This window comes from Leptolyngbya sp. PCC 6406 (assembly GCF_000332095.2).
Taxonomy (GTDB): domain Bacteria; phylum Cyanobacteriota; class Cyanobacteriia; order Phormidesmidales; family Phormidesmidaceae; genus PCC-6406.
The window spans coordinates 3556596-3576766 of record NZ_KI913949.1; the positions used below are offsets into that span (position 1 = coordinate 3556596).

Annotated in this window: 16 protein-coding genes; 8 read left to right on the forward strand and 8 right to left on the reverse strand. The window is 57.5% G+C overall.

What is annotated here, in order from left to right; genetic code table 11:
• From urtD to LEP6406_RS0215705, 4 genes are all read left to right on the forward strand, one after another.
• Positions 1–926 (forward strand): urea ABC transporter ATP-binding protein UrtD (gene urtD, locus LEP6406_RS0215690; RefSeq protein WP_263971185.1); only part of this gene is annotated, 926 nt, incomplete at its 5' end.
• Positions 927–945: 19 nt separating this feature from the next.
• A complete protein-coding gene (gene urtE / locus LEP6406_RS0215695) occupies positions 946–1701 on the forward strand; it encodes an urea ABC transporter ATP-binding subunit UrtE (protein WP_008317046.1) in 756 nt (251 codons plus the stop codon).
• A gap of 321 nt (positions 1702–2022) precedes the next feature.
• Entirely contained in the window at positions 2023–2790 is a 768-nt protein-coding gene (locus LEP6406_RS0215700) for a PEP-CTERM sorting domain-containing protein (RefSeq protein WP_008317044.1), read from the forward strand.
• A gap of 113 nt (positions 2791–2903) precedes the next feature.
• On the forward strand, positions 2904–4802 hold the full coding sequence (locus LEP6406_RS0215705; RefSeq protein ID WP_008317043.1) for a primary-amine oxidase: 1899 nt from the start codon (positions 2904–2906) through the stop codon (positions 4800–4802).
• Between the two features lie 131 nt (positions 4803–4933).
• Here the strand turns inward: LEP6406_RS0215705 and LEP6406_RS0215710 are convergent, their stop codons facing one another.
• Positions 4934–5836, reverse strand: a complete 903-nt coding sequence (locus tag LEP6406_RS0215710; protein WP_008317041.1) for a cell division protein FtsX — start codon at positions 5834–5836, stop codon at positions 4934–4936.
• Positions 5837–6198: 362 nt separating this feature from the next.
• On the opposite strand from LEP6406_RS0215710, the gene LEP6406_RS0215715 reads away from it, so the two are divergent.
• The 4 genes from LEP6406_RS0215715 (at position 6199) to LEP6406_RS0215730 (ending at position 10720) form a co-directional block, all read left to right on the forward strand.
• Positions 6199–7272 (forward strand): glycosyltransferase family 4 protein, encoded by a 1074-nt coding sequence (locus LEP6406_RS0215715; RefSeq protein WP_008317040.1) that lies wholly within the window; start codon positions 6199–6201, stop codon positions 7270–7272.
• Between the two features lie 4 nt (positions 7273–7276).
• Positions 7277–7708: a gamma-glutamylcyclotransferase family protein gene (locus tag LEP6406_RS28415; RefSeq protein WP_008317039.1), complete on the forward strand. Its 432-nt coding sequence runs from the start codon at positions 7277–7279 to the stop codon at positions 7706–7708.
• 336 nt (positions 7709–8044) lie between these two features.
• Positions 8045–9226 (forward strand): M20 family metallopeptidase, encoded by a 1182-nt coding sequence (locus LEP6406_RS0215725; RefSeq protein ID WP_008318131.1) that lies wholly within the window; start codon positions 8045–8047, stop codon positions 9224–9226.
• A gap of 84 nt (positions 9227–9310) precedes the next feature.
• Positions 9311–10720: a leucyl aminopeptidase family protein gene (locus LEP6406_RS0215730; protein ID WP_008318132.1), complete on the forward strand. Its 1410-nt coding sequence runs from the start codon at positions 9311–9313 to the stop codon at positions 10718–10720.
• Here the strand turns inward: LEP6406_RS0215730 and LEP6406_RS0215735 are convergent.
• From LEP6406_RS0215735 to LEP6406_RS0215765, 7 genes are all read right to left on the reverse strand, one after another.
• Positions 10711–12705 (reverse strand): FAD-dependent oxidoreductase, encoded by a 1995-nt coding sequence (locus LEP6406_RS0215735; protein WP_008318133.1) that lies wholly within the window; start codon positions 12703–12705, stop codon positions 10711–10713. The two genes, LEP6406_RS0215730 and LEP6406_RS0215735, sit on opposite strands and share 10 nt — an antisense overlap.
• Positions 12706–13056: 351 nt before the next feature.
• Positions 13057–13836, reverse strand: a complete 780-nt coding sequence (locus tag LEP6406_RS0215740; protein ID WP_225886545.1) for a lipase family protein — start codon at positions 13834–13836, stop codon at positions 13057–13059.
• 41 nt (positions 13837–13877) lie between these two features.
• Positions 13878–15458 (reverse strand): signal recognition particle-docking protein FtsY, encoded by a 1581-nt coding sequence (ftsY, locus tag LEP6406_RS0215745; RefSeq protein ID WP_008318135.1) that lies wholly within the window; start codon positions 15456–15458, stop codon positions 13878–13880.
• 60 nt (positions 15459–15518) lie between these two features.
• A complete protein-coding gene (gene nusB / locus LEP6406_RS0215750) occupies positions 15519–16196 on the reverse strand; it encodes a transcription antitermination factor NusB (RefSeq protein WP_008318136.1) in 678 nt (225 codons plus the stop codon).
• A gap of 30 nt (positions 16197–16226) precedes the next feature.
• Positions 16227–16988: a DUF502 domain-containing protein gene (locus LEP6406_RS0215755; protein ID WP_008318137.1), complete on the reverse strand. Its 762-nt coding sequence runs from the start codon at positions 16986–16988 to the stop codon at positions 16227–16229.
• A gap of 476 nt (positions 16989–17464) precedes the next feature.
• Complete coding sequence (locus LEP6406_RS0215760; RefSeq protein ID WP_008318138.1) at positions 17465–19882, reverse strand: heavy metal translocating P-type ATPase; 2418 nt, start codon at positions 19880–19882, stop codon at positions 17465–17467.
• An 85-nt stretch (positions 19883–19967) separates the two neighbouring features.
• On the reverse strand, positions 19968–20165 hold the full coding sequence (locus LEP6406_RS0215765; protein ID WP_008318139.1) for a hypothetical protein: 198 nt from the start codon (positions 20163–20165) through the stop codon (positions 19968–19970).
• Positions 20166–20171: the final 6 nt, after the last annotated feature.

Sequence of the window (20171 nt, forward strand, 5' to 3'; positions counted from 1 at the left end):
CGCGCCCCTACCAGACATTCAATTCAAAATTCAAAATTCAAAACTCCCTATCCCCTGTCACCCCCTGCATTGGGCGCGGAAACCACGCCCCTACCCTCACACCCCCCTACCCTCAAACCCTCACACCCCCCTACCCCATCACCCCCCTACCCCCACCCCCTCCCATGTCCACCCCAATCCTTGAAATTGAAGATGTCACCGTCAGCTTTGATGGATTCAAAGCCCTCAGGAATCTCACCTTCTCTATGACAGAAGGGGAACTGCGGGTGATTATTGGCCCCAACGGGGCGGGCAAAACCACCTTCTTGGACGTGATCACGGGGAAGGTGCAGCCCACAGAGGGCCAAGCCCGTTTCAAGGGCAAGGATCTACGAAAGCAGCGAGAGCACGAAATTGCGCGTCTCGGCATTGGGCGCAAGTTCCAAACCCCACGGGTTTACCTGAACCTCACCCCCCGAGAAAATTTGGAGTTGTCCTGCAACCGCAACAAAAACGTCTTTTCCACCCTGTTTAGCAAAACGCCCCCCGCTGAGAAGCGCAGTGTTGGGGGGCTACTAGAGACCATTGGCCTACAGGCCAAGGCGGATATTCCCGCCGCCCTGCTGTCCCACGGGGAAAAGCAATGGTTGGAAATTGGCATGTTGGTGGCCCAGTCGCCGGATCTGCTCCTAGTGGATGAACCTGTGGCAGGGCTCACCGACGAAGAAACGGAGCAAACGGGAAGTCTGCTCATGTCCCTAGCGGAGAGCCACTCCATCATTGTGATTGAGCACGATATGGAATTTGTTCGCCAGATTGCCCGTCAGGTGACCGTGCTCCACGAAGGCTCTGTTCTGTGCGAAGGCACCATGGACGAGGTCCAAAGCAATCCCCGAGTGATCGAGGTCTACTTGGGTGCACCAGAATCTGACCACCAAGCCGCTTAGGAGAGCTTAGGAGAATAGTATGCAAACCGCCGCCGCGATCGCTGATCCCTTTGCCTCCAGTGGGCCGCCCATGGTGCGGGTACAGGGGCTGAATGTCTACTACGGTGAGAGTCACATTTTGCGAGATGTGGATCTGACCATTCCCCAGGGCAAGATGGTGTGCCTGATCGGGCGCAATGGCGTCGGCAAAACCACCTTCCTGAAAACCCTGATGGGGCTGTTGATTCCCCGCAGCGGCAGCATTGAGTACGAGGGCAAATCTCTTCTGCCCCTGCCTCCCTACCAGCGGGCAAAGTTGGGAATTGGCTATGTACCCCAAGGCCGGGAGATCATTCCCCGTCTGACGGTGCAGGAAAACCTGCTGATTGGCATGGAGGCGGATGCCCAGCGTAAGGGGGGGCTAAATCAGCCCATTCCCGAGGAGATTTTTGCCCTATTTCCAGTGCTGAAAACCATGCTGTCCCGGATGGGGGGAGACCTGAGCGGCGGTCAACAACAGCAACTTGCGATCGCCCGTGCCCTCATGGGGCGGCCCAAATTACTGGTGCTGGATGAACCAACGGAAGGAATTCAACCCTCGATTATTTTGGATATTGAGGCTGCCGTGCGCCACATTGTCGAAACCACGGGCATTTCCGTCCTACTCGTAGAGCAACACCTGCATTTTGTCCGGCAAGCCGACTTTTACTACGCCATGCAAAAGGGCGGCATTGTTGCCTCAGGCTCGACAACAGAACTCAGCAACGATGTGATTCAGAAGTTCCTCGCTGTCTAGAGGAGATATAGCAGTTCCCTAATGTATGAGGTACACCTCAACTTAATGACACTTTGGCGAGCAAGGGGCTTAAGCCCCTTGCCTGTACTTAACCCGAGTGAGAACCGCTATATTCCCCAGGAAAATCCCTTGAAAAATGCCTGTATTTTCCGAGCCCAAGACCAAGAACTTCATCAAAGCTTTATAGTGCTTTTCTGGAACTTCACATAGGAGCGCTTATAGTTGAGGCGATATCATGGGGTAATTACGGACCAGTGGAAAGGACGCTATCCCTAGGGTTTGCATTTGCTAAGCAACTTGCTGAATGTTAGAGAAAGTCTAATGCTGATAGAACTGAATAATTACTGGCGTTGTGGTCTAGTAGCTGGAGTGTTTGGCCTGACTGGCAGCGCCCTGATTGCCCCCCTACCGGCCCAGGCAGCATCGCTGACCCAGGTGAGTTATCAAGGGGACATTATCCTCAGTAGTGACAGCCCTCTTTTTCTTTTGTCGGGTGTGCTACCGGCCACATTTACCCTTGATGAAACCGTTGAGGTTGATGATTTAGCAAATAGACTGGTTTCTGGTGCTAGCCTTACCCCCGAAATCGGCCCACTCCAAACCCTGTTGCGAGATTTTGCCATCCAGGCAGTAGCCGGACTCCCCTTTGAAAATCTGGTAAGCACCGTAATGTTGTCTAGTCTCAATGGTGTTGGCAACATCTTCGATGCTGCCAACAATCCTCTGACAAGCTTTCAATTCAGCTATAGCGGCGGCCCAGAACTATTGATTGATGGCTACATTGATGCCTTCAATGCGGGCGAACTCAATAGTTGCCTGGTGGGTCTTTGTTTTATAAAAGGGAGTGGCAGCGGCAGTTTAAGTTCAGATACGTTGAATCTGCCCTTCGAGATTGCTTTTAACTTAGCTCAAACTGCAACACCTCTGGGGGGTGATCCTGACCCCTCGGATCCTGACCTCTCGGATCCTGACCCCTCGGATCCTGACCCTGACGACAGTGTGGCGGTGCCGGAACCGACTTCGATTTTGGGGCTACTCGCGATCGCGGGGGGTGGGCTTACCCTGAAGCGGCGACGGAGCCACTCTTAATCGTCGGAGAGTCCTAGCAATTCTCCGCATCAGATAGACAATAGTAGAGGGGCGATACCCACAGGTATCGCCCCTCTATTTGTTTATTTCGTCGATGGCGATTCCACCTCCCTATGGCCCTCTCTGCTCCCCTGCATCCCCTCGAACCCCTATCCATTGAAGAAGTCCAAATAGCAGTAGCCTTGGTCCGTGAACAGAAGGGGGTAGGCGATCGCTGGCGCTTCCCCACGGTGACCCTGAAGGAACCCCCGAAGGCGGCGGTGCTGACTTACCAACCAGGGGAACCGTGGGATCGGCAAGCCTTTCTGGTGCTGTTGGATAACGAGACAGGCCACACCTACGAAGCTGTTGTCTCCCTGAGTCAAGGTCAGGTGGTGAGTTGGACCCATTTACCGGGGATTCAGCCCAACATCATGGCGGATGAACTGGTGGACTGTGAGGCGGTGGTGCGCGCCCACCCCGACTTCCAAGCTGCGGTGGCGCGGCGGGGGCTAGACCTGGAGCAGGTGGTAGTAGATCCCTGGGCGATCGGCAACTTTGGCTTCCCAGAGGAAGATGGACTGCGCCTGTCTCGCTGCCTCTGCTACGTGCGTACCACCCCAGAGAGTAACTTCTACGCCCGCCCCATCGATGGTCTCGTGCCCGTGGTGGACTTGAACCGGATGGCGGTGGTGCGGATTGAGGATATCGGGGACGTGCCCGTGCCGCCGGAACCGGGGGAATATGCCAGAGAATTTTTCCAAGATCAGTACCGCCGGGACATCCAACCCCTGGCCATTACCCAGACTCAGGGGCCAAGCTTCGCCATTGAGGGCCATTTAATCCAATGGCAGCGCTGGCAAATCCGCATTGGCTTCACCCCCCGCGAAGGCTTAGTGCTGTACCAGGTGGGCTATGAAGATCAGGGTCGCCTACGCCCCATTCTCTATCGAGCCTCCATGGCAGAAATGGTCGTGCCCTATGGCGATCCCCGGCCCCAGCATTTTCGCAAAAATGCCTTTGACCTAGGGGAGCATGGGGTGGGAATGTTGGCCAATTCCCTTACCAATGGCTGCGATTGCCTGGGGGAGATCCGCTACTTTGACGCGGTGCTGACCGATAGCCGGGGCAATGTGGCGGTGACGGAAAATGCCGTCTGTCTCCATGAGGAGGATTTTGGCCTTCTCTGGAAGCATACGGACTGGCGGCGAGACCATGTGGATGTGCGGCGATCGCGTCGTCTCGTCCTCTCCTTCATTGCCACCGTGGACAACTATGAATACGGCTTCTACTGGTACTTCTACCAGGACGGCACCATTCAATACGAGATTAAATTAACAGGGATTTTGCTGGTGGGGGCTCTGGCGGATCAGGGCAAGTACGGCACCCTGGTAGCCCCAGAGGTGAACGCCCTCAACCACCAGCATTTCTTCGCCATGCGCTTGGATTTCGATGTGGATGGCTGTGCCAACAGCGTGTACGAAGTGAATTCCCAGGCGGAACCCCTAGGGCCAGACAACCCCCAGGGCAACGGCTGGTATGCCGTACCCACCCTGCTGGATACCGAAAAATCGGCCCAACGCCGTATCGATCCCCTGGTGGGCCGCTACTGGAAGGTGGTCAATCCCCAGGTCACCAATCGCCTGGGGCAACCGGTGGGGTTCAAGCTGATTCCAGGGGAAAATATCCTCCCCTTTGCCCACCCAGAAGCGCCAATCATGAAACGGGCTGGGTTCTTGAACCAACACCTGTGGGTTACCCCCTACCAGGCAGCGGAAAACTTCCCCGCTGGCCCCTACCCCAACCAACATCCCGGCGGTGAGGGCTTACCGCAGTGGACGGTGGCGGATCGGCCTCTGGAGAATACTGATGTGGTGCTGTGGTACGTCTTTGGCCACCACCACATCCCTCGCCCGGAGGATTGGCCGGTGATGCCCGTGGCCTACAGTGGCTTTACCCTAAAGCCGTTAGGCTTCTTTGATCAAAACCCGGCCCTGGATGTGCCCCCCAGTCCCAAAGCCCATTGTCATTAACCTGAGTTTGGCTTAAGCTTCGCTGCCCATCCGCCAGGGATGTGCACGTAAACAGGAGTTACGGATTGACAGTCCTGTCAATCCGTAACTCCTAAGCTATCTGTTCAGAATGGCCAGACCAGCCCCTACCTTTATCGCAGGGCAAACTTCCTCACAGCTACCAAGCTCCCCATTAGCCCTATCGTTGTCCCCAAACCCACGAGGGAGACCGGCAGCATCCAGGTCTGCTGAGGGCTGATTTGCAGACCATCGACAAGGAATTTCACGAAGTCCGGCTGCTGGGAGGCAATTTCATCCAAAAAGTGATGGATGGCGCTGAGCAGTCCCCAGGAAATACCAGCCCCTACGAGGCCAAAGGTCGCCCCTTGGAGGATGAAGGGCAGATAAATCCAAACGGTGGTGGCTCCCACCAACTGCATCACCTCAATTTCTCGACGGCGGGCCATGACAATTAGGCGAATCGTGGTAGTGATCACCGCGATCGCAGTTAGGCTAAGGACACCAATCACCACTAGACCCGCCCACCGCAGACCGTCGTTGAGTTGGGCCAACCGTTTCACTGCCTCATCCACGTACAGCACTTCATTGACCCCCTGAAGGGCCGAGAGCTTACTGGCCAGGATAGGGACATCCTCAGAACGGTTGGCCTTGACCCGGAGGGCATCCACGAGGGGGTTGCCGTTGAGCTGTTCCGTCGCTCCCTCAATATCCGAGATGCCCAGTTCACTAACCAAATCCTGCCATGCCGATTCCTTAGAGATGGGTTGCACCGCCGTCACCTCCGACATTGCCGCGACAGTACCCTGAAGGGAGTCGGCCTGAACGCCAGAATCCAGGTATACCGACACCTCAAGTTGGCTGCCAAATTGATTCAGTAATCCCTCTAGCTGCCAGGTGGCCTGGAGGCTGATGCCAAAGAGAAATAGCAGCACGGTCATAGTGCTAATGGCGGCCCAGTTCATCCAACCGCCCCGCTGGATCCCCAGGAGGGTCTCCCGCAGTAAATAGTCTGTTTTTGTAAACGCTTTTAGCATGGGTCTAGTGTAATTCTGCCCGCCCCCCAGGGGTTTCTGTTTTGAAGCAGGGGTGTCCCAATTGGATTCCGGAATTGTCCGTAATTGGTATTTGGATTCCGTAATTGTCCCTAATGGGTATTGAATACTCCCCAGGAATGATGGTCTAAGCTATTCATCCTGGCTTGTTCTTGTCAAGGAACTTGATAGAGTTAGAGCCCAACGGTAGACATCGTTCCTGATCTGTCCTATTCTGCATGGAGCTTGGCGGCGCAGTTTCCTACGGAATTTTCAATGGTTTTTGCCATAGAAGACCTGAAATGTTATCGCATCGCCATAAAGACTGCATTGTTTCCGTTTAGAAACGCAGCCTGAAGGGTCTAATGCCTTCCCACCTTTTCCATTTGTTCGCCTTCATTATTTCAGCCCTTGTGGTTCTAGCGACGACGCCCTTGGTACGTCGGATTGGCCTCAAGAGTGGCCGTGTTGATTTGCCGGGAGGCCGCAAGGTCCACGACCAGCCCATGGTACGCCTAGGGGGCATTTCCATTTTTCTGGGAACCCTAGTCGCCCTACTGTTGGTGTGGGGCGCTGGCGGTTTCATAGATGGTAGCGGCGAGCACCTGAGCCCAACCCAAGAATATGCGATTTGGGGCTTGACCTTAGGAGGACTAGCCTCCTTCCTAATTGGTCTGATGGATGACCTTTTTGGCCTCTCTTCCCTGAGCCGTCTGCTGATGCAGGCCCTGGTTGCTGGAATTGCATGGCACGTCGGCGTCAGTATCGACTTTTTGACTATTCCCTTTTTGGGACTGGTTCAACTCCCGATTTGGGTTAGCTTACCCATCACAGTGATATGGCTGGTAGGGATGACCAACGCCATTAACTGGATTGACGGGTTGGATGGATTGGCGGCAGGCGTATCTGGCATTGCCGCCATCATCATGCTGGTGATGTGCCTGTTTATGAACCAGCCCGCCGCCGCTCTGATTGCAGCGGCCTTAGCAGGGGGAGCCCTGGGCTTTCTGCGCTATAACTTCAACCCCGCCAAGATCTTCATGGGGGATGGTGGATCCTATTTTATGGGCTTTACCCTGGCGGGGGTGGGCATCATTGGCCTGGTTAAAAGTGTGACCACGGTAGCGGTCCTGTTGCCCTACCTCATCTTGGCGGTCCCGATCCTCGATATGTCAGCGGTGATTCTGGACCGACTGCGCTCCGGTAATTCTCCCTTCGTGGCCGATAAACGCCATCTACACCACCGTCTCCTCAACGCGGGCCTCTCCCATCGCTGGGCTGTGCTCTTTATCTATGCCCTCACCCTTTGGGTCGGCAGTCTGGCCCTAGCCTTTTCCGGCCTGCCCAGCGGCATCGCCTATGCCATTGGTGCAACCCTGCTAATGACCTACACCACCTGGCGGGTGTACCGTCTGTCTCGTCGTCGCCTCTCGCGATAGGCCCGTGCATCAGGTTTTTGTCTACGGAACCCTGAAGCCGGGGGAAGCTTTCCACGATCGCTACTGCGCGCCCTATCTGGAAGCAACTTGCCCTGCCCAGGTTCAGGGGCGTCTCTACCATCTGCCCCAGGGTTACCCCGCCCTCACCGATGAACCAGGCTGGGTGACTGGGACACTCCTAACCCTTATGGATGGGGCGGTCTTAGGGATGTTGGACGAGTTTGAAGAGTATGATCCCACGCGATCGCAGTTAGAAAATCTCTATATTCGCCTCCAGCGTCCCGTATTTACCCCCGAGGGAGCTGATCTTGGTACAGCTTGGATGTATGTGATGGCAACGGAGCAGGTAGAACGCTGCCAGGGCATTTGGATTCCCACCGGAGTTTGGAATCAGACCACATGGCCAACGATTAGCCCTAAGCAGGGTGGAAATTGAGGCCCCGCCTACATTAGGCGCGAAAACCTCACCTCTACGAGACATCCTACATTGGGCGCGGTTTCCGCGCCCCTACGGAACACAGGGGAGGCAGAGCCTCCGGCAGAGATACCCAGGCAGAGGCAGGGCACCAGAAAACACCTGCCACCCCAACCCCCCAACCCCTATCACCCGGCAACAACAGGGCGGGTTTTGAGCCTCCCATCCTGAATTACCCGCTACATACGGGCTAAACCCGCCCCTACGGGATTTACCCCATCACCCCCCACCCTTCACCACACCCCCACACCCCCCAACACTCCGTACCATAGAAAGACCCCCTCACGCCTACCGCCCATGCTCGACCGGATTCATGCGATCGCAGATAAGCTTGCTCCCCGCCTGATTGAAATTCGTCACCATCTCCACAGCCAGCCGGAATTGAGTGGCCAAGAATATCAAACCGCTGCCTACATTACCGGGGTATTGTCCTCCTGTGGCCTCAAGGCCCAGGAACTGGTGGGGAAAACGGGGGTGGTGGCAGAACTACCGGGGGTGGACGCGGCGGCAGACTATCTGGCCATTCGCACAGATATGGACGCCCTGCCAATTTTAGAGCGAGCGGAGGTTGAATTTATTTCCCAAAAGCCGGGGGTGATGCATGCCTGCGGCCACGACATCCACACCACGGTAGGACTAGGAACCGCCATGGTCCTCGCCGCCCTAGAGACACCGCTACCGGGACCCGTACGGTTTCTCTTTCAGCCAGCGGAGGAAACCGCCCAGGGGGCGCGATGGATGATCGGTGATGGCGTGATGACAGGGGTCGCAGCGATTCTGGGGGTGCATGTTTACCCCTCAATTCCAGGGGGAACTATCGGCATTCGCTACGGGGCGCTGACGGCAGCGGCGGATGACCTGGAAATTGAAATTGTGGGGGAATCGGGTCACGGGGCGCGACCCCATGAGGCCGTGGATGCCATCTGGATTGCGGCCCAGGTGATCACGACGCTGCAACAGTCCATCAGTCGCACCCAAAATCCCCTCCATCCCGTAGTGTTGACCATTGGCCAGATCCAGGGAGGACGGGCTCCCAATGTGATTGCCGACCATGTCCGGTTGATAGGGACGGTGCGATCGCTCCATCCCGACACCCGCACGGCCCTACCCGGTTGGATCGAAGCTATTGTCGCCGCCACCTGCCAGCCCTATGGGGCCAAATACAAGGTGAAGTACCGTCCCGGTGTGCCCTCGGTGCAAAATGATCCGGCCCTGACCCAACTTACCGCCGCCTGCGCTGAAGCAGCCTGGGGCAATGATCGGGTGCAGTTGATCCTAGAACCCTCCCTGGGGGCCGAGGATTTTTCCCTCTACCTAGACCACGCGCCGGGGACGATGTTTCGACTGGGGGTGGGCTTCCCCGACCGGACTAACCCTCCCCTGCACCATCCCCAGTTTCAGGCCAATGAAGATGCCATCGTGACGGGGGTGGTCACCCTAGCCTACTCGGCCTATCGCTATTGGCAGCAGCGGGGCTAAGGCTGTGATAGGGTCAGGGGAATCTGGGGGTTTTCGCATTTTTCGTCAACCTCTAATGAACCTGTCGCCCCTAAATTTGCTAGCGTGACTGCCATTTCCGCCCCTTCCGCCTCCACCTCCGTCATTCCCCTCCACCTCATCACTGCGGCCCAACTCCAGGATCCCCAATTTCAGGATCCCCAATTCCAAGAACAATTAGTGAGATCGCGGGATTGGTTCCAGGCCACCGGGTTCCAAGCCCAACCCGGTTCCTTTTGCCTGCTGCCCAATGAATCCGGGGGATTGGCCCTGGTTCTTGTGGGCCGATCTCGCCGCCTCGACACCTGGACCCTGGCCGCTCTGCCCTCCTCTCTCCCCCCCCATCGCTACCGTCTTCAGGGAAAGTTCACGCCGGAGGAGGCCACCCAACTGGGTCTAGGATGGCGACTGGGGGAATATCGTTTCACCCGCTACAAGGAAAAATCTCCCGATCCCCTGGCGGAGCTGGAACTTCCCCCCGAGGCGGATCGAGACTATATTGAGGCGGCGGTGGAGGCCACCTATTTGGTCCGGGATCTGATCACTACCCCTGCCAATGATCTGGGACCAGCCCAACTAGAAGAGGCGGCTCAGGTCCTCGCCGTGACCTATGGGGCGGATTTGCAGGTGATCACGGGGGAAAGCCTAGAAACCCAGAACTATCCGCTGATCTATGCCGTCGGCAAGGCCAGCGATCGCGAACCCCGACTGCTGGACCTGCACTGGGGAGATTTAGATGCCCCTAAGGTGACCCTGGTAGGTAAGGGCGTGTGCTTTGACTCCGGTGGGCTGGACATCAAACCCTCTCGGGGCATGTTGACGATGAAAAAGGACATGGGGGGTGCGGCCCATGTTCTGGGGCTGGCCCAGATGATTATGAAGCTGGCGGTGCCGGTGCGGTTGCGGGTGTTGATCTCGGCGGTGGAGAATAGCATCGCGGGCAATGCCATGCGGCCCCTAGATGTTTTGCCCTCGCGCAAGGGGACGACAGTGGAGGTGGGCAACACGGATGCAGAGGGGCGTCTGGTGCTGGCGGATGCCCTCTGGGAAGCCTGCCAGGATCAGCCCAGATTACTGGTGGATTTTGCCACTTTGACGGGGGCAGCGCGGGTGGCCTTGGGATCGGAATTGCCTGCCTTTTTCTGCAACCATGGGGAAACGGCGACAGCGTTGCAGAGCGCCGCCGCGATCGCAGAAGATCCCCTCTGGCAACTGCCCCTCCATAGCCCCTACCGAGACATGCTCAGTAGTAAGGTGGCGGACCTGTCGAATATATCCAACAGCCCCTACGGCGGCGCGATTACCGCTGCTCTCTTCTTGCAGGAGTTTGTCAAGTCCGATATTCCCTGGGTGCACATTGATGTAATGGCCTGGAATGTACGCAGCCTACCAGGGCGTCCGGAAGGGGGCGAAGCCATGGGGATGCGAGCCCTCTTTGAGTTGATTCGTCAACGCCTAGGGATGACTCACCACTGATAGCGCAACCCTTGTTCTATGAGGTGGGCTTGGACGAGGGCTATCTGATCGGTTACGAGAATTTGGGCTGGGGTCAAATCTGCGGGCTGACCGTCATGAATCAGCCAACCTGCGATCGCACCTGCGGCCCCCCCGGTACTCCATTCCGGCTGATGGACTCGGGTCATGGCATTGGCAATGTGGGAAACCGCCATGGTTTTCCCACCGATGAGGACATTGTCTAAGCCAATGGGAATCATGCTCTCCAGTGGGATCTGGAGGGGACGCACTCGCCCCTCCGTCATCCCCGCCCCCGTAGCCTCAAAGGAGGGTTGCCAGTTGCGGTAGCGGCAACCATGGATATCGATGTCGTAGTGGCCTAGACCCACAGCGGTGGGGCTGAAATCACGGCCCCCCGCCATATCCCTGCGGAGATCCGCCTCCCGAATCATAAATTCCTCTTGGCCATAGGCAGGACGCCCGATAATGCGCCGCCCTTCGCGAATATAGGGCAGCATACTGAGACCAGACACCGTACCTAGGGGAGCCTTCACCCCTGTCAGTAGGGCCAGCGGACGATCGGGGGTGGCCTGGGTATCCATCAGCCATTCGGCAAAGCGAAAGGCATGATTTTCGGCATTTTGCAGCGCCACCACCGAGAGTCCCCCCATCCAGTTTTGCCGTTGGCCCGCTTCATCAATGGCCTCCTGGGTCAGAATTAGGGGGTCATCCATAATGTTCCAGTCATTGCCTTGGTTCCAGTTCACCAAAGTCATTTCCCCCGGTAGAGAGGGGCTGGCATGGGCAGGACCAGCGGCAAAGCTGACAATACGGCGATAGTTAAACAGACTGCGGTTGTCGAACATGGGAAAACCCTCCATGCCAAAGGCACGGCGGTGTTCGGCTCGGGACATACCCGTTTCTAACTTTTGTAGGGCTTGGTAGCTAGCTCCTTTGTCATCTGCGATCGCGATGACAAAGGGGTAGGTAAAAGCTTGGGTACAGTCAGGGTTACTCTGTTTTGGAGCATTCACTTCCCCCAAGAGAGACTGGGCATCGGAGCCAATGCGATGGGGTACCCGGCTCCAGGCCACCAGTTCCCCAGTGTCAGTGGCATCAATCACCACCATACGCCCTTCTGGAGGAGCCTCTAAGCGGATCGGCACCTTCTCAAAGGTGTCATCACTGGACCAGGCATACCAATGGAACAGCTCTCGGGAAAACCGACCCTGGGGAGCATAGTCAGCGGCACGAGGAATCCGTTGAACGGCGTAGATAGCCGTGATATTCCGGCCCGACGGATCAAAGGCGGCTCCCTTAAAGGCTGTAGCGGTGGCCCAGCGGCTGTTGGGAGCTTTCCGAGACGCAGTTTCAAGCCACTGTTGAGATGAGATCGCGCCCGCCTCAGGGAGAAAGCACAGATCCCCCACCCAGCAATTGTTTAGGCGATGGACAGGCTCCGGCGTGGTCAGCCCAGTCCAGTCCGGTAGAGTCACCACCTGACTACGGATCAAACGCTTGAATCCATCCCAACTAGGGGAAAAACTAGGGGAAGACCGAATAACCCGCGATTCATCAATCGCCGACACCCCCTGGGAGCTGATCTGGCCTCCCAGCCAAGGGCTCAGCTCAATCAGACAGGTCTGGGCTCCGGTCTGCATAGCATGGAAGGCTGCGGCAACCCCCCCCAGGGATCCCCCCACTACCACCACTTCGCATTGCCACACCTCCGCCGCTGGGGGCAGAGGCCACAGTTGAGGTCGCCCATTGGCCGCCTGAAGCTCCGCTAGACCCGTCACGGTACTACCGCCCATCATGCTGGCCCCTAGGGGCTCAACAGTAACCCCCAAAGGTATTTCTAGATAGCTATTGGCCACATGAAAGGCTTCGAGAAAGAAGGTACCGCTAATCAGTCCCGCTAAGGCAGCAATAGAGACGAGGGTAATGCGGCGCTGGCGTCGAGTGTGATTAAGGGGCAGAGACTCATAGAGACGCGGGTGAACCATGAAAATCGTGCGGTAAAGGCTTAGGAAGTGTATCAACTTGGAGGACGTATCGCGCAAAATTTTACCCACTTTTCCCCGTGGCCAGGTTTTCTCCCTTCGGGAGACGCTACGCGAACGACTCCGCTCAACCTTCAGTGATTGAGGGCTGAGCGGAGATTGAGGGCTGAGCGGAGATTGAGGGCTGAGCGGAGTCGTTCCTGTAAGGGCTCCCAGAGGGAGCAAGCCCGATCAGCGGGGCACCTTATTTTTCTGCGAGTCCCTTAACCCGAGTGAGAATCGCTATAGATGCGGTCTCTGACCGCCGCTCCGTCAATAATGTGCCCTAGAGAGGCCCTAGAGATCACGTTGCTTTCAGCTTCCCTGGTGGAGGGCCACCTCTAGCGCCGTGATGTAATTCTGAATTTCGTGGTCCTTAAATTTGCGGCTAAAGACATTCCAAGAAAAGCTAGGCCCATAATTGATGGCAGTAGGCACATGGCGGTAGCCCTGCCAGACACGGGGAATGTGGGTAACAAGGTCGTGGCCATAGACATAGCGGTAGCTGTGGGGAACCCGTTGCTCAAAGGACTCAACTAGGGCCGCATTACCCACACGGGGAGCGCCAAAGCTGTAAACCGCAAGGGGCTGTTGGGTGTGCTGGGTAATGTTGTATTGCACATCTAGGGCAGCAACGGTGGCCAGGGCTCCCCCCAAGCTGTGGCCTGTCACGATCACAGTGGCACTAGGGTGTTGCTTCATGACGTCGAGGACGCGATCGCGGACGGCAAAATAGGCCGCCATGAAACCCCGGTGGAGCCGGACATCCGTTTTGCTCTCATCCCCGTAGGGATAGATCTGCTGGCGAAATTGAATGTTGCTGCGCCAGTCATCCTTGCTGTCGCTGCCTCGAAAAGCAAGGAAGATCCGGCTGTGTTCCTCTTGATAGAGCACAGCGGCCTGGGTATCGATGCCCTTTGTTTCGCTGGGCAGAAGGGTGACCTTAGCATTGGGGGTAGAGGGAAAACGAATATCAGCAAAATCTCGGTAGATTTCGGCGCTAAGGCGGACACAATGAAGGGCCAACTCGGGGTTAAACATGGCGGACATGGCGGTTACCGAGAAAGGGGCAATGGGGGATACAGTGGCAGGCAACCCTGCTCCCAAAATTATCGCGGCTATTCCCAGTAATCCTCTTAACTGCTGAGTAAAGCTTCAACAAATTCATAACTGGAAAAGGGGCGCAGATCTTCGATGCCTTCCCCAGCGCCGATGAAGCGGATGGGCAGGCCCAGTTGCTGGACCACAGCGAGGGCGACCCCCCCTTTCGCGGTACCGTCTAGCTTGGTCAGGACAACACCACTAAGGCTGGCGGCTTCGGCAAAAACCTGGGCCTGCCGCAGTCCGTTTTGTCCCAGGGTGGCATCCAGCACCAGCAGGGACTCAATCCGGGCATTGGGGGCTTTCTTGTCAATAATGCGCCGCACCTTGGTCAATTCGTCCATCAGGTTCTTCTTGTTTTGCAAGCGGCCAGCGGTGTCCACCAGCAGCAGTTCCACCCCTCGGGACTGGGCCGCCGCGATCGCGTCAAACACCACGGAGGCGGGATCCGTATTTTGGCCGGGATTAGAGATCACCTGAACATTGCTCCGGGCTCCCCACGCTTTGACCTGTTCTACGGCGGCGGCGCGGAAGGTGTCGGCGGCGGCAATCAAACAGGTATAGCCGGACTTGGTGGCGATGTGGGCCAGCTTGCCGATAGTGGTGGTTTTGCCCGCCCCATTCACCCCCGTCATCAGCCACACATTCAGGGTTTCCTTGTCGGGAACAAAGGTGAGGTTATGGTCTTCCCCTAGGGGCCGATCCAGCATGTCTCGCAGGAGCTGTTTCAGGAAGGCAATGGCCTGCTCTGGGGGCAGGGTTTCCTCCCGTAGCCGCTGTTGTAGTCCTTGGATAATGGTGTCGGTGGCCTCCACACCTACATCCGCCTGAAGTAGAAGGGCTTCAATTTCTAATACGGCGTCGTCGTTGAGTGGCCCCTGACCTACGATGGCCTTGAGCTGATTCACCAAACTACGGCGGGTTTTGTCTAGCCCTTGGCGCAATCGGTTCAGCCAGGTGATTTCTTCAACGGAGATATCCTCCGCCCGTCGGCCCTGGGCCGCGAGTACCTCCGCTGACCAGAGAAAGGCTTCGTCAAAATTCAGATCCGGTAGCACCGGGGTTGGGGCAACCGGCGTGGAGGAACCGGACCGGGGCTGGGGATTCGGTTCGGGTTCGGGTTCCGCGATCGCAGTTTCCCGGAGCCGTTCCAGACGGGCCTGTCGCTCGGCATTGGCCTGCATCCAGGCGGGCACGGCAGGCTGGGGGTCCGCCTCAGGTTCTGGTTTGGGTTCGGGGTCCGCGATGGCCCCTTTGGGCCGGTCTGTGACCATCGCTGCTGGGAGCGTCTCAGGGGAAGTCTCTGCCGTTAGTGTTTCTGGTGCCACTGGCGGTTCAGGCCGCTCAGTCACCTTAGTAGCGTCTGGTGCAGTCGCTGCCTCAGGGTCGGCTTCCGGGGAAGAACTTTCCTCGGGGGAACTTGCTTCGGGGGAAGCGGCGGCAACAGCCTGCTGTTTCTGAATATTTTGGTAGGCCGCCTTGGCCCAGGCCAAGTAATCCTCAGCAGCGGGGACAGGGGTTTCTGCTGGTGCGGGTTCCGAAGACTGGGGCTCCGCCGGAGACTCCCCGGCTGGGGCCGCACTATGGCTGCGGCTAAACCAGTTGAACTCTGCCATACCCGTATTCTCAGCTCCCGTATTCCCAGCTAATAAGTCTCATAATTCTTAGCCAACAGCCTACACCAGGGAGGATTGGGGATCGGTGGGGGCAGCCGTTTTCGGGCCATCTTCCTGGGGAAGTTGGTTCCGAAACTGCTCTAGCCAACGTCGCAGCACTCCATTGATAAAGCGATAGCCATCCTCATCGCTGTAGCGCTTGGCTAGTTCCACCGCCTCGTTGATGGCCACCCGGTCGGGTACTCCCAGAAACTGCATCTCCACCACCGCCAGTCGCAGCAGATCCCGATCAATTTGGGCCAGCCGCTTCACCTGCCATGCCACCATGACTTGGTCTAGCTCGGCGTCCACCGCTTGCCGATGGAGAGCGGCTACACTGAGCACCTCCACCGCATAGCTGCGAACCGCCTTCTGGTTCGATCCCTGAACCAATTCAGGGATCTGGAGGGAGCCCCCCAAATTATTAATGGCCTGCTGGGTGCCTGCGATCGCATCCTGCACCATGGCGCGGGCTCCAGCCAGTTGCGTTGTCCGGGTTTCGCTTTCCAAGAGTTGCTCTTGGCTGCGCTGCAAATCACCAGACGCCTTTTCTAAGGCATCCTGTACCTCCCCAACCAAAGACCGTACCGCTGCCGCCAGCAGACCTTCTAGATCTTGGGCCGACAGTTTTTCAGGCTTGGTGGGCAGTTGCCCCATACTCAGCAGGGCTAACTCACGGGCAATACGACGAGCCTGCATGGTTTTCCCCACAGAGACAGCTTTGACATCTTAGCAGTCTTCTTCCAGAGGCATCATGGACAGGGAGCGGTTGAGGTCCGTCAAGGGTTGATTGAGCTGAAGCACCGGAGCCGAGGGCGGCTCTTCGGGTTCTGGCCCTGCCTGGGCAGCGACGAGAGCTTCCGCCAAGTTAGGACCGACAATCCCACCAGAGAGCAGCACCTTGAAGGCATCCTCAATGGAAATAGAGAGATTGACCACGTCACTGTCAGGCACTACCGCGTACCAACCGCTAGTGGGGTTGGGGGTGGTGGGGATAAACACGCTCAACATTTGGTTGGCTACCCCCCCCGTCACCTGAGTGGCGACGGATCCGGTGACAAAGGCCACAGCCCACAAACCCCGGCGGGGATATTCGACCAGAATTACACGCCGAAAACGGGTCTTAGAGTCTTGGAAGACCGTTTGGAGCAACTGCTGAATCGTTTTGTAGAGGGAGCCCGCTAGGGGAATGGATTGGAGAATGCGCTCCCCCAGATCTAGCAACCATCGGCCCGCAATATTCCGCGCCATAAGGCCGATCAGCAGGATGCTGAACAGGGGCACGGCAAGGCCCACGCTAAAGTTCAGAAAGTCTCCTAACAGGGGCGGCAACCCGGTGAAGGGGTTGAGCTGCTTAGGAAACCGAGTCAGAAAGTTAATCACCCAGTTGGCGATGGTGATGGTAAGCCAGATGGTTGTCGCCAGCGGAATTACCACCAATAGACCCGCGATCAGGTCATTTTTCAGGTCTTGCTTGAATTTTTGCAGCACAGGCAACCCGAATCCCACTCAATACAAATAGAACAAGGTCAGCGGTGGTTTGGCGTGGGGGCTACGCTCAGGTACCCCCGCCATAGCCCCTATCAGCGGCCCCAGTCCTAGACGCTCAATCGACATCGATTTTGCTGGTGGCTTATAAGCCCTTGGATTTCTTGACGCTTGATGTGTGATCGATTGTTTTGTTAACTATTGTAAACATATTTTGGGCTTGTGGCCTACGCCTGGGGTTAGGCGACATCGCGATGATCTCCGACCGGCCTTTGGCCATCGCACTATTCCTGTTCCTATTTCCCGTTTCTGGGTTCCCCGATTTTACGGCAATCCATTGCGATCGCTGGTGATATTCCTGGAAAAGGGGATATTAACTGTATTTGTATTGTATTTAGCGTAACAATTCTCGTCTCAGGTAACAATTCCTCCCCAGCCAGACCAAGTATGGCTGGAGACGTTTTATTTCTGGCAACGTTCTAACGGCGATGGAAGCGCAGCAGCAGGGAATTGACCACTACTGTGACGGAACTAGCAGCCATTAATCCTGCCGCCACCGCTGGACTGAGACTAAGGCCAGTGGTGGGTAGCAATGCACCTGCGGCGAGAGGAATACCCACTGCGTTGTAGACCAAGGCCCAGCCAAGGTTTTGCCGAATCTTGCTGACCGTAGCTGCACCTAACTTTAGGGCAGCGACTACATCGGAGAGGCGATTCCCCATCAATACCACCCCTGCCGCCGCCGCTGCGATGTCTGTACCAGACCGGAGGCTGATGCCCACATCCGCTTGGGCCAGCACCGGAGCATCATTAATCCCGTCACCGACAAAGGCTACCCGATGACCTGCTTGCTGCAAGGTCTGAACCACTTGGACCTTGCCCTGGGGCAGAACCTCAGCGGTAATGGCAGTGGTGGGAAGGGCTATGGCTTCAGCCACAGCCTCGGCCACAGGGGCGCGATCCCCTGTCAGGATATGGACCCCTATCCCCACGGCCTGAAGTGCCGCCACAGTAGCTGCCGCTTCGGGCCGGAGGGCATCGGCGACGGTGATCAGCCCCAGAATGCCGACGTGAGTGGCCAAATAGATGGCAGTGTCCCCCGCTGGTACGGTTGACATTGCTGCTTCGGCAGCAGAATTCAGCTCAATCCCTTGGACGGTCAGCCAAGGGGCATTGCCCAGCCAGACCCGCTGATGTTGCCCTTGCCAGGAAACGGTTGCCGCTGCTCCCAGTCCTGCCTCGGTTTGAAATTCGGTGGCGGTCAGGGGGGGTAAATCCTGGGCCTGGGCTGCCCGTTGAATCGCGATCGCAAGGGGATGCTGAGTGCCCTGCTCCACCGCAGCGGCCATTTGCAATAGATCCTCTCCCGTCACCCCCTCTCTCAGGGGATAACAGTCTCTCACCTGGGGTTGCCCCTGGGTGAGGGTGCCGGTTTTGTCGAAAACAACGGTGTCAATCGTGCTGAGGGCCTCTAGGATGTCTCCACCCCGAATCAACAGCCCCCGCTCTGCACCCAGGCCGGAACCGACCAGGATGGCGGTGGGGGTCGCCAACCCCAGGGCACAGGGACAGGCGACGACCAGAACCGCGATCGCAAGTTTCAGGCTCACGAGTAGGGCCGAAGATTGAGTGGTCATTAAGTGCCCGCTATGACCACTCCCCAGGACCAAGGGCAGCACCTCAGGCCACAGAGTCAGCCCCCAGCCATACCAGAATCCCCAAGTGAGGACAGCTAGAGCCAGAACGCCGTAGGTGAAATAGCCCGCAATGCCATCGGCAAGACGCTGAATTGGAGCCTTGCGGGTTTGGGCCGTTTCCACCAGGCGAATCATCTGGGCCAGCACCGTATCGCCGCCGGTATGGGTCACCTTCAGAGCAATGGCTCCCGTTTGGTTGACCGTGCCCGCCACTACCGCATCTCCAGGCTGTTTCACCACAGGCAAGGATTCCCCCGTCACCATGGCCTCATCCACGGTGGTTTGCCCCGTCTCTAGAATCCCATCGGCGGGAATGGTTTCCCCTGGCAGCACCCGTAGCCATTCCCCCACCTGCACACAGCCAGCGGGAATCTCTACCCCGACCTGGGGCGCGGCATCGCCATTCGCTGGGGGAATCAGGCGAGCCTGGACGGGTTGGAGAGCCATGAGCGATCGCAGGGCATCGCTGGCCCGAAATCGAGCCCGTTGCTCCAGAGTGCGCCCCAGCAAAATAAAGCTGAGCAGCATCACCGGCTCGTCAAAAAAGCATTCCCACCCCAGCCCCGGCCACACCAGGGCCACCACACTGGCCAAGTAGGCACTGAGGGTTCCCAGCCCCACCAGAGTATCCATGGTGGGAGCCCCATGGCGCAGTCCCTTCCAGCCATCCACGAGGATGGGTCGCCCCGGCCCAGCCAGGGCTATCGTGGCCAGGGCAAAGTGGAAGCCCAGATCACTGATCAGGGGAATATCTAAGCTGCCAAAATGTTTCAGGTGGCCGAGGGTAGAGAAGGCTAGGAGAATCAGGGCGATCGCCAGTCGCTGGGTTTGGGCGCGGGTTTCCTCGCGCTTGCGGTGAACCCAATCCGCCTCTGTCCCCGCTGGGGAGCTTCCCCCTGGGTGCGATGGCCTCTTGGGGTCGGTCTCTGACCATCGCGGTTGGCTGGGAAACCCCGCCGCCGTCAGTTTGGCCGCTAGGGCTTGGGCATCCACGGAGGTCTCCGGCCCGGTTTCCACCACCGCCACCTCGGTGACCAGGTTCACCGTGGCACTCAACACCCCCTCGTAGGTCGTTAATTGCCTCTCCACCGCCCGTACACAACCCGCACATTTCATACCCCCCACATCTAAAACCAGGACTGGCGTGATAGTGAGGGACTCAGGGGCAGTAACGGAGGGGGAAAGGGGCGTTTTGACCATGGAGTAGCAAGGGCTGTATTTTTAGAGGCCGTATTTCTAGAGAGAGAAATAAGGGATCTGAACCCCAAAAATCTCTGCGGGAAACCTAATTTCCCCGGTCAACGGGGAGAGAGCGGCGACGATACCAGTAAAAAACGTACAGTAGTGCCGCCCCCTGAAGCGGCACCAGTAGGGCATAGCCCTTGAACAGCGTGGGGATATCGAGCTGCGCGATCGCACTCAGGCTACCGCCCCCCAGCGCCATACAGAGGGCCAGAATCCACCATTTTTGGAGCTTCATCATAATTGG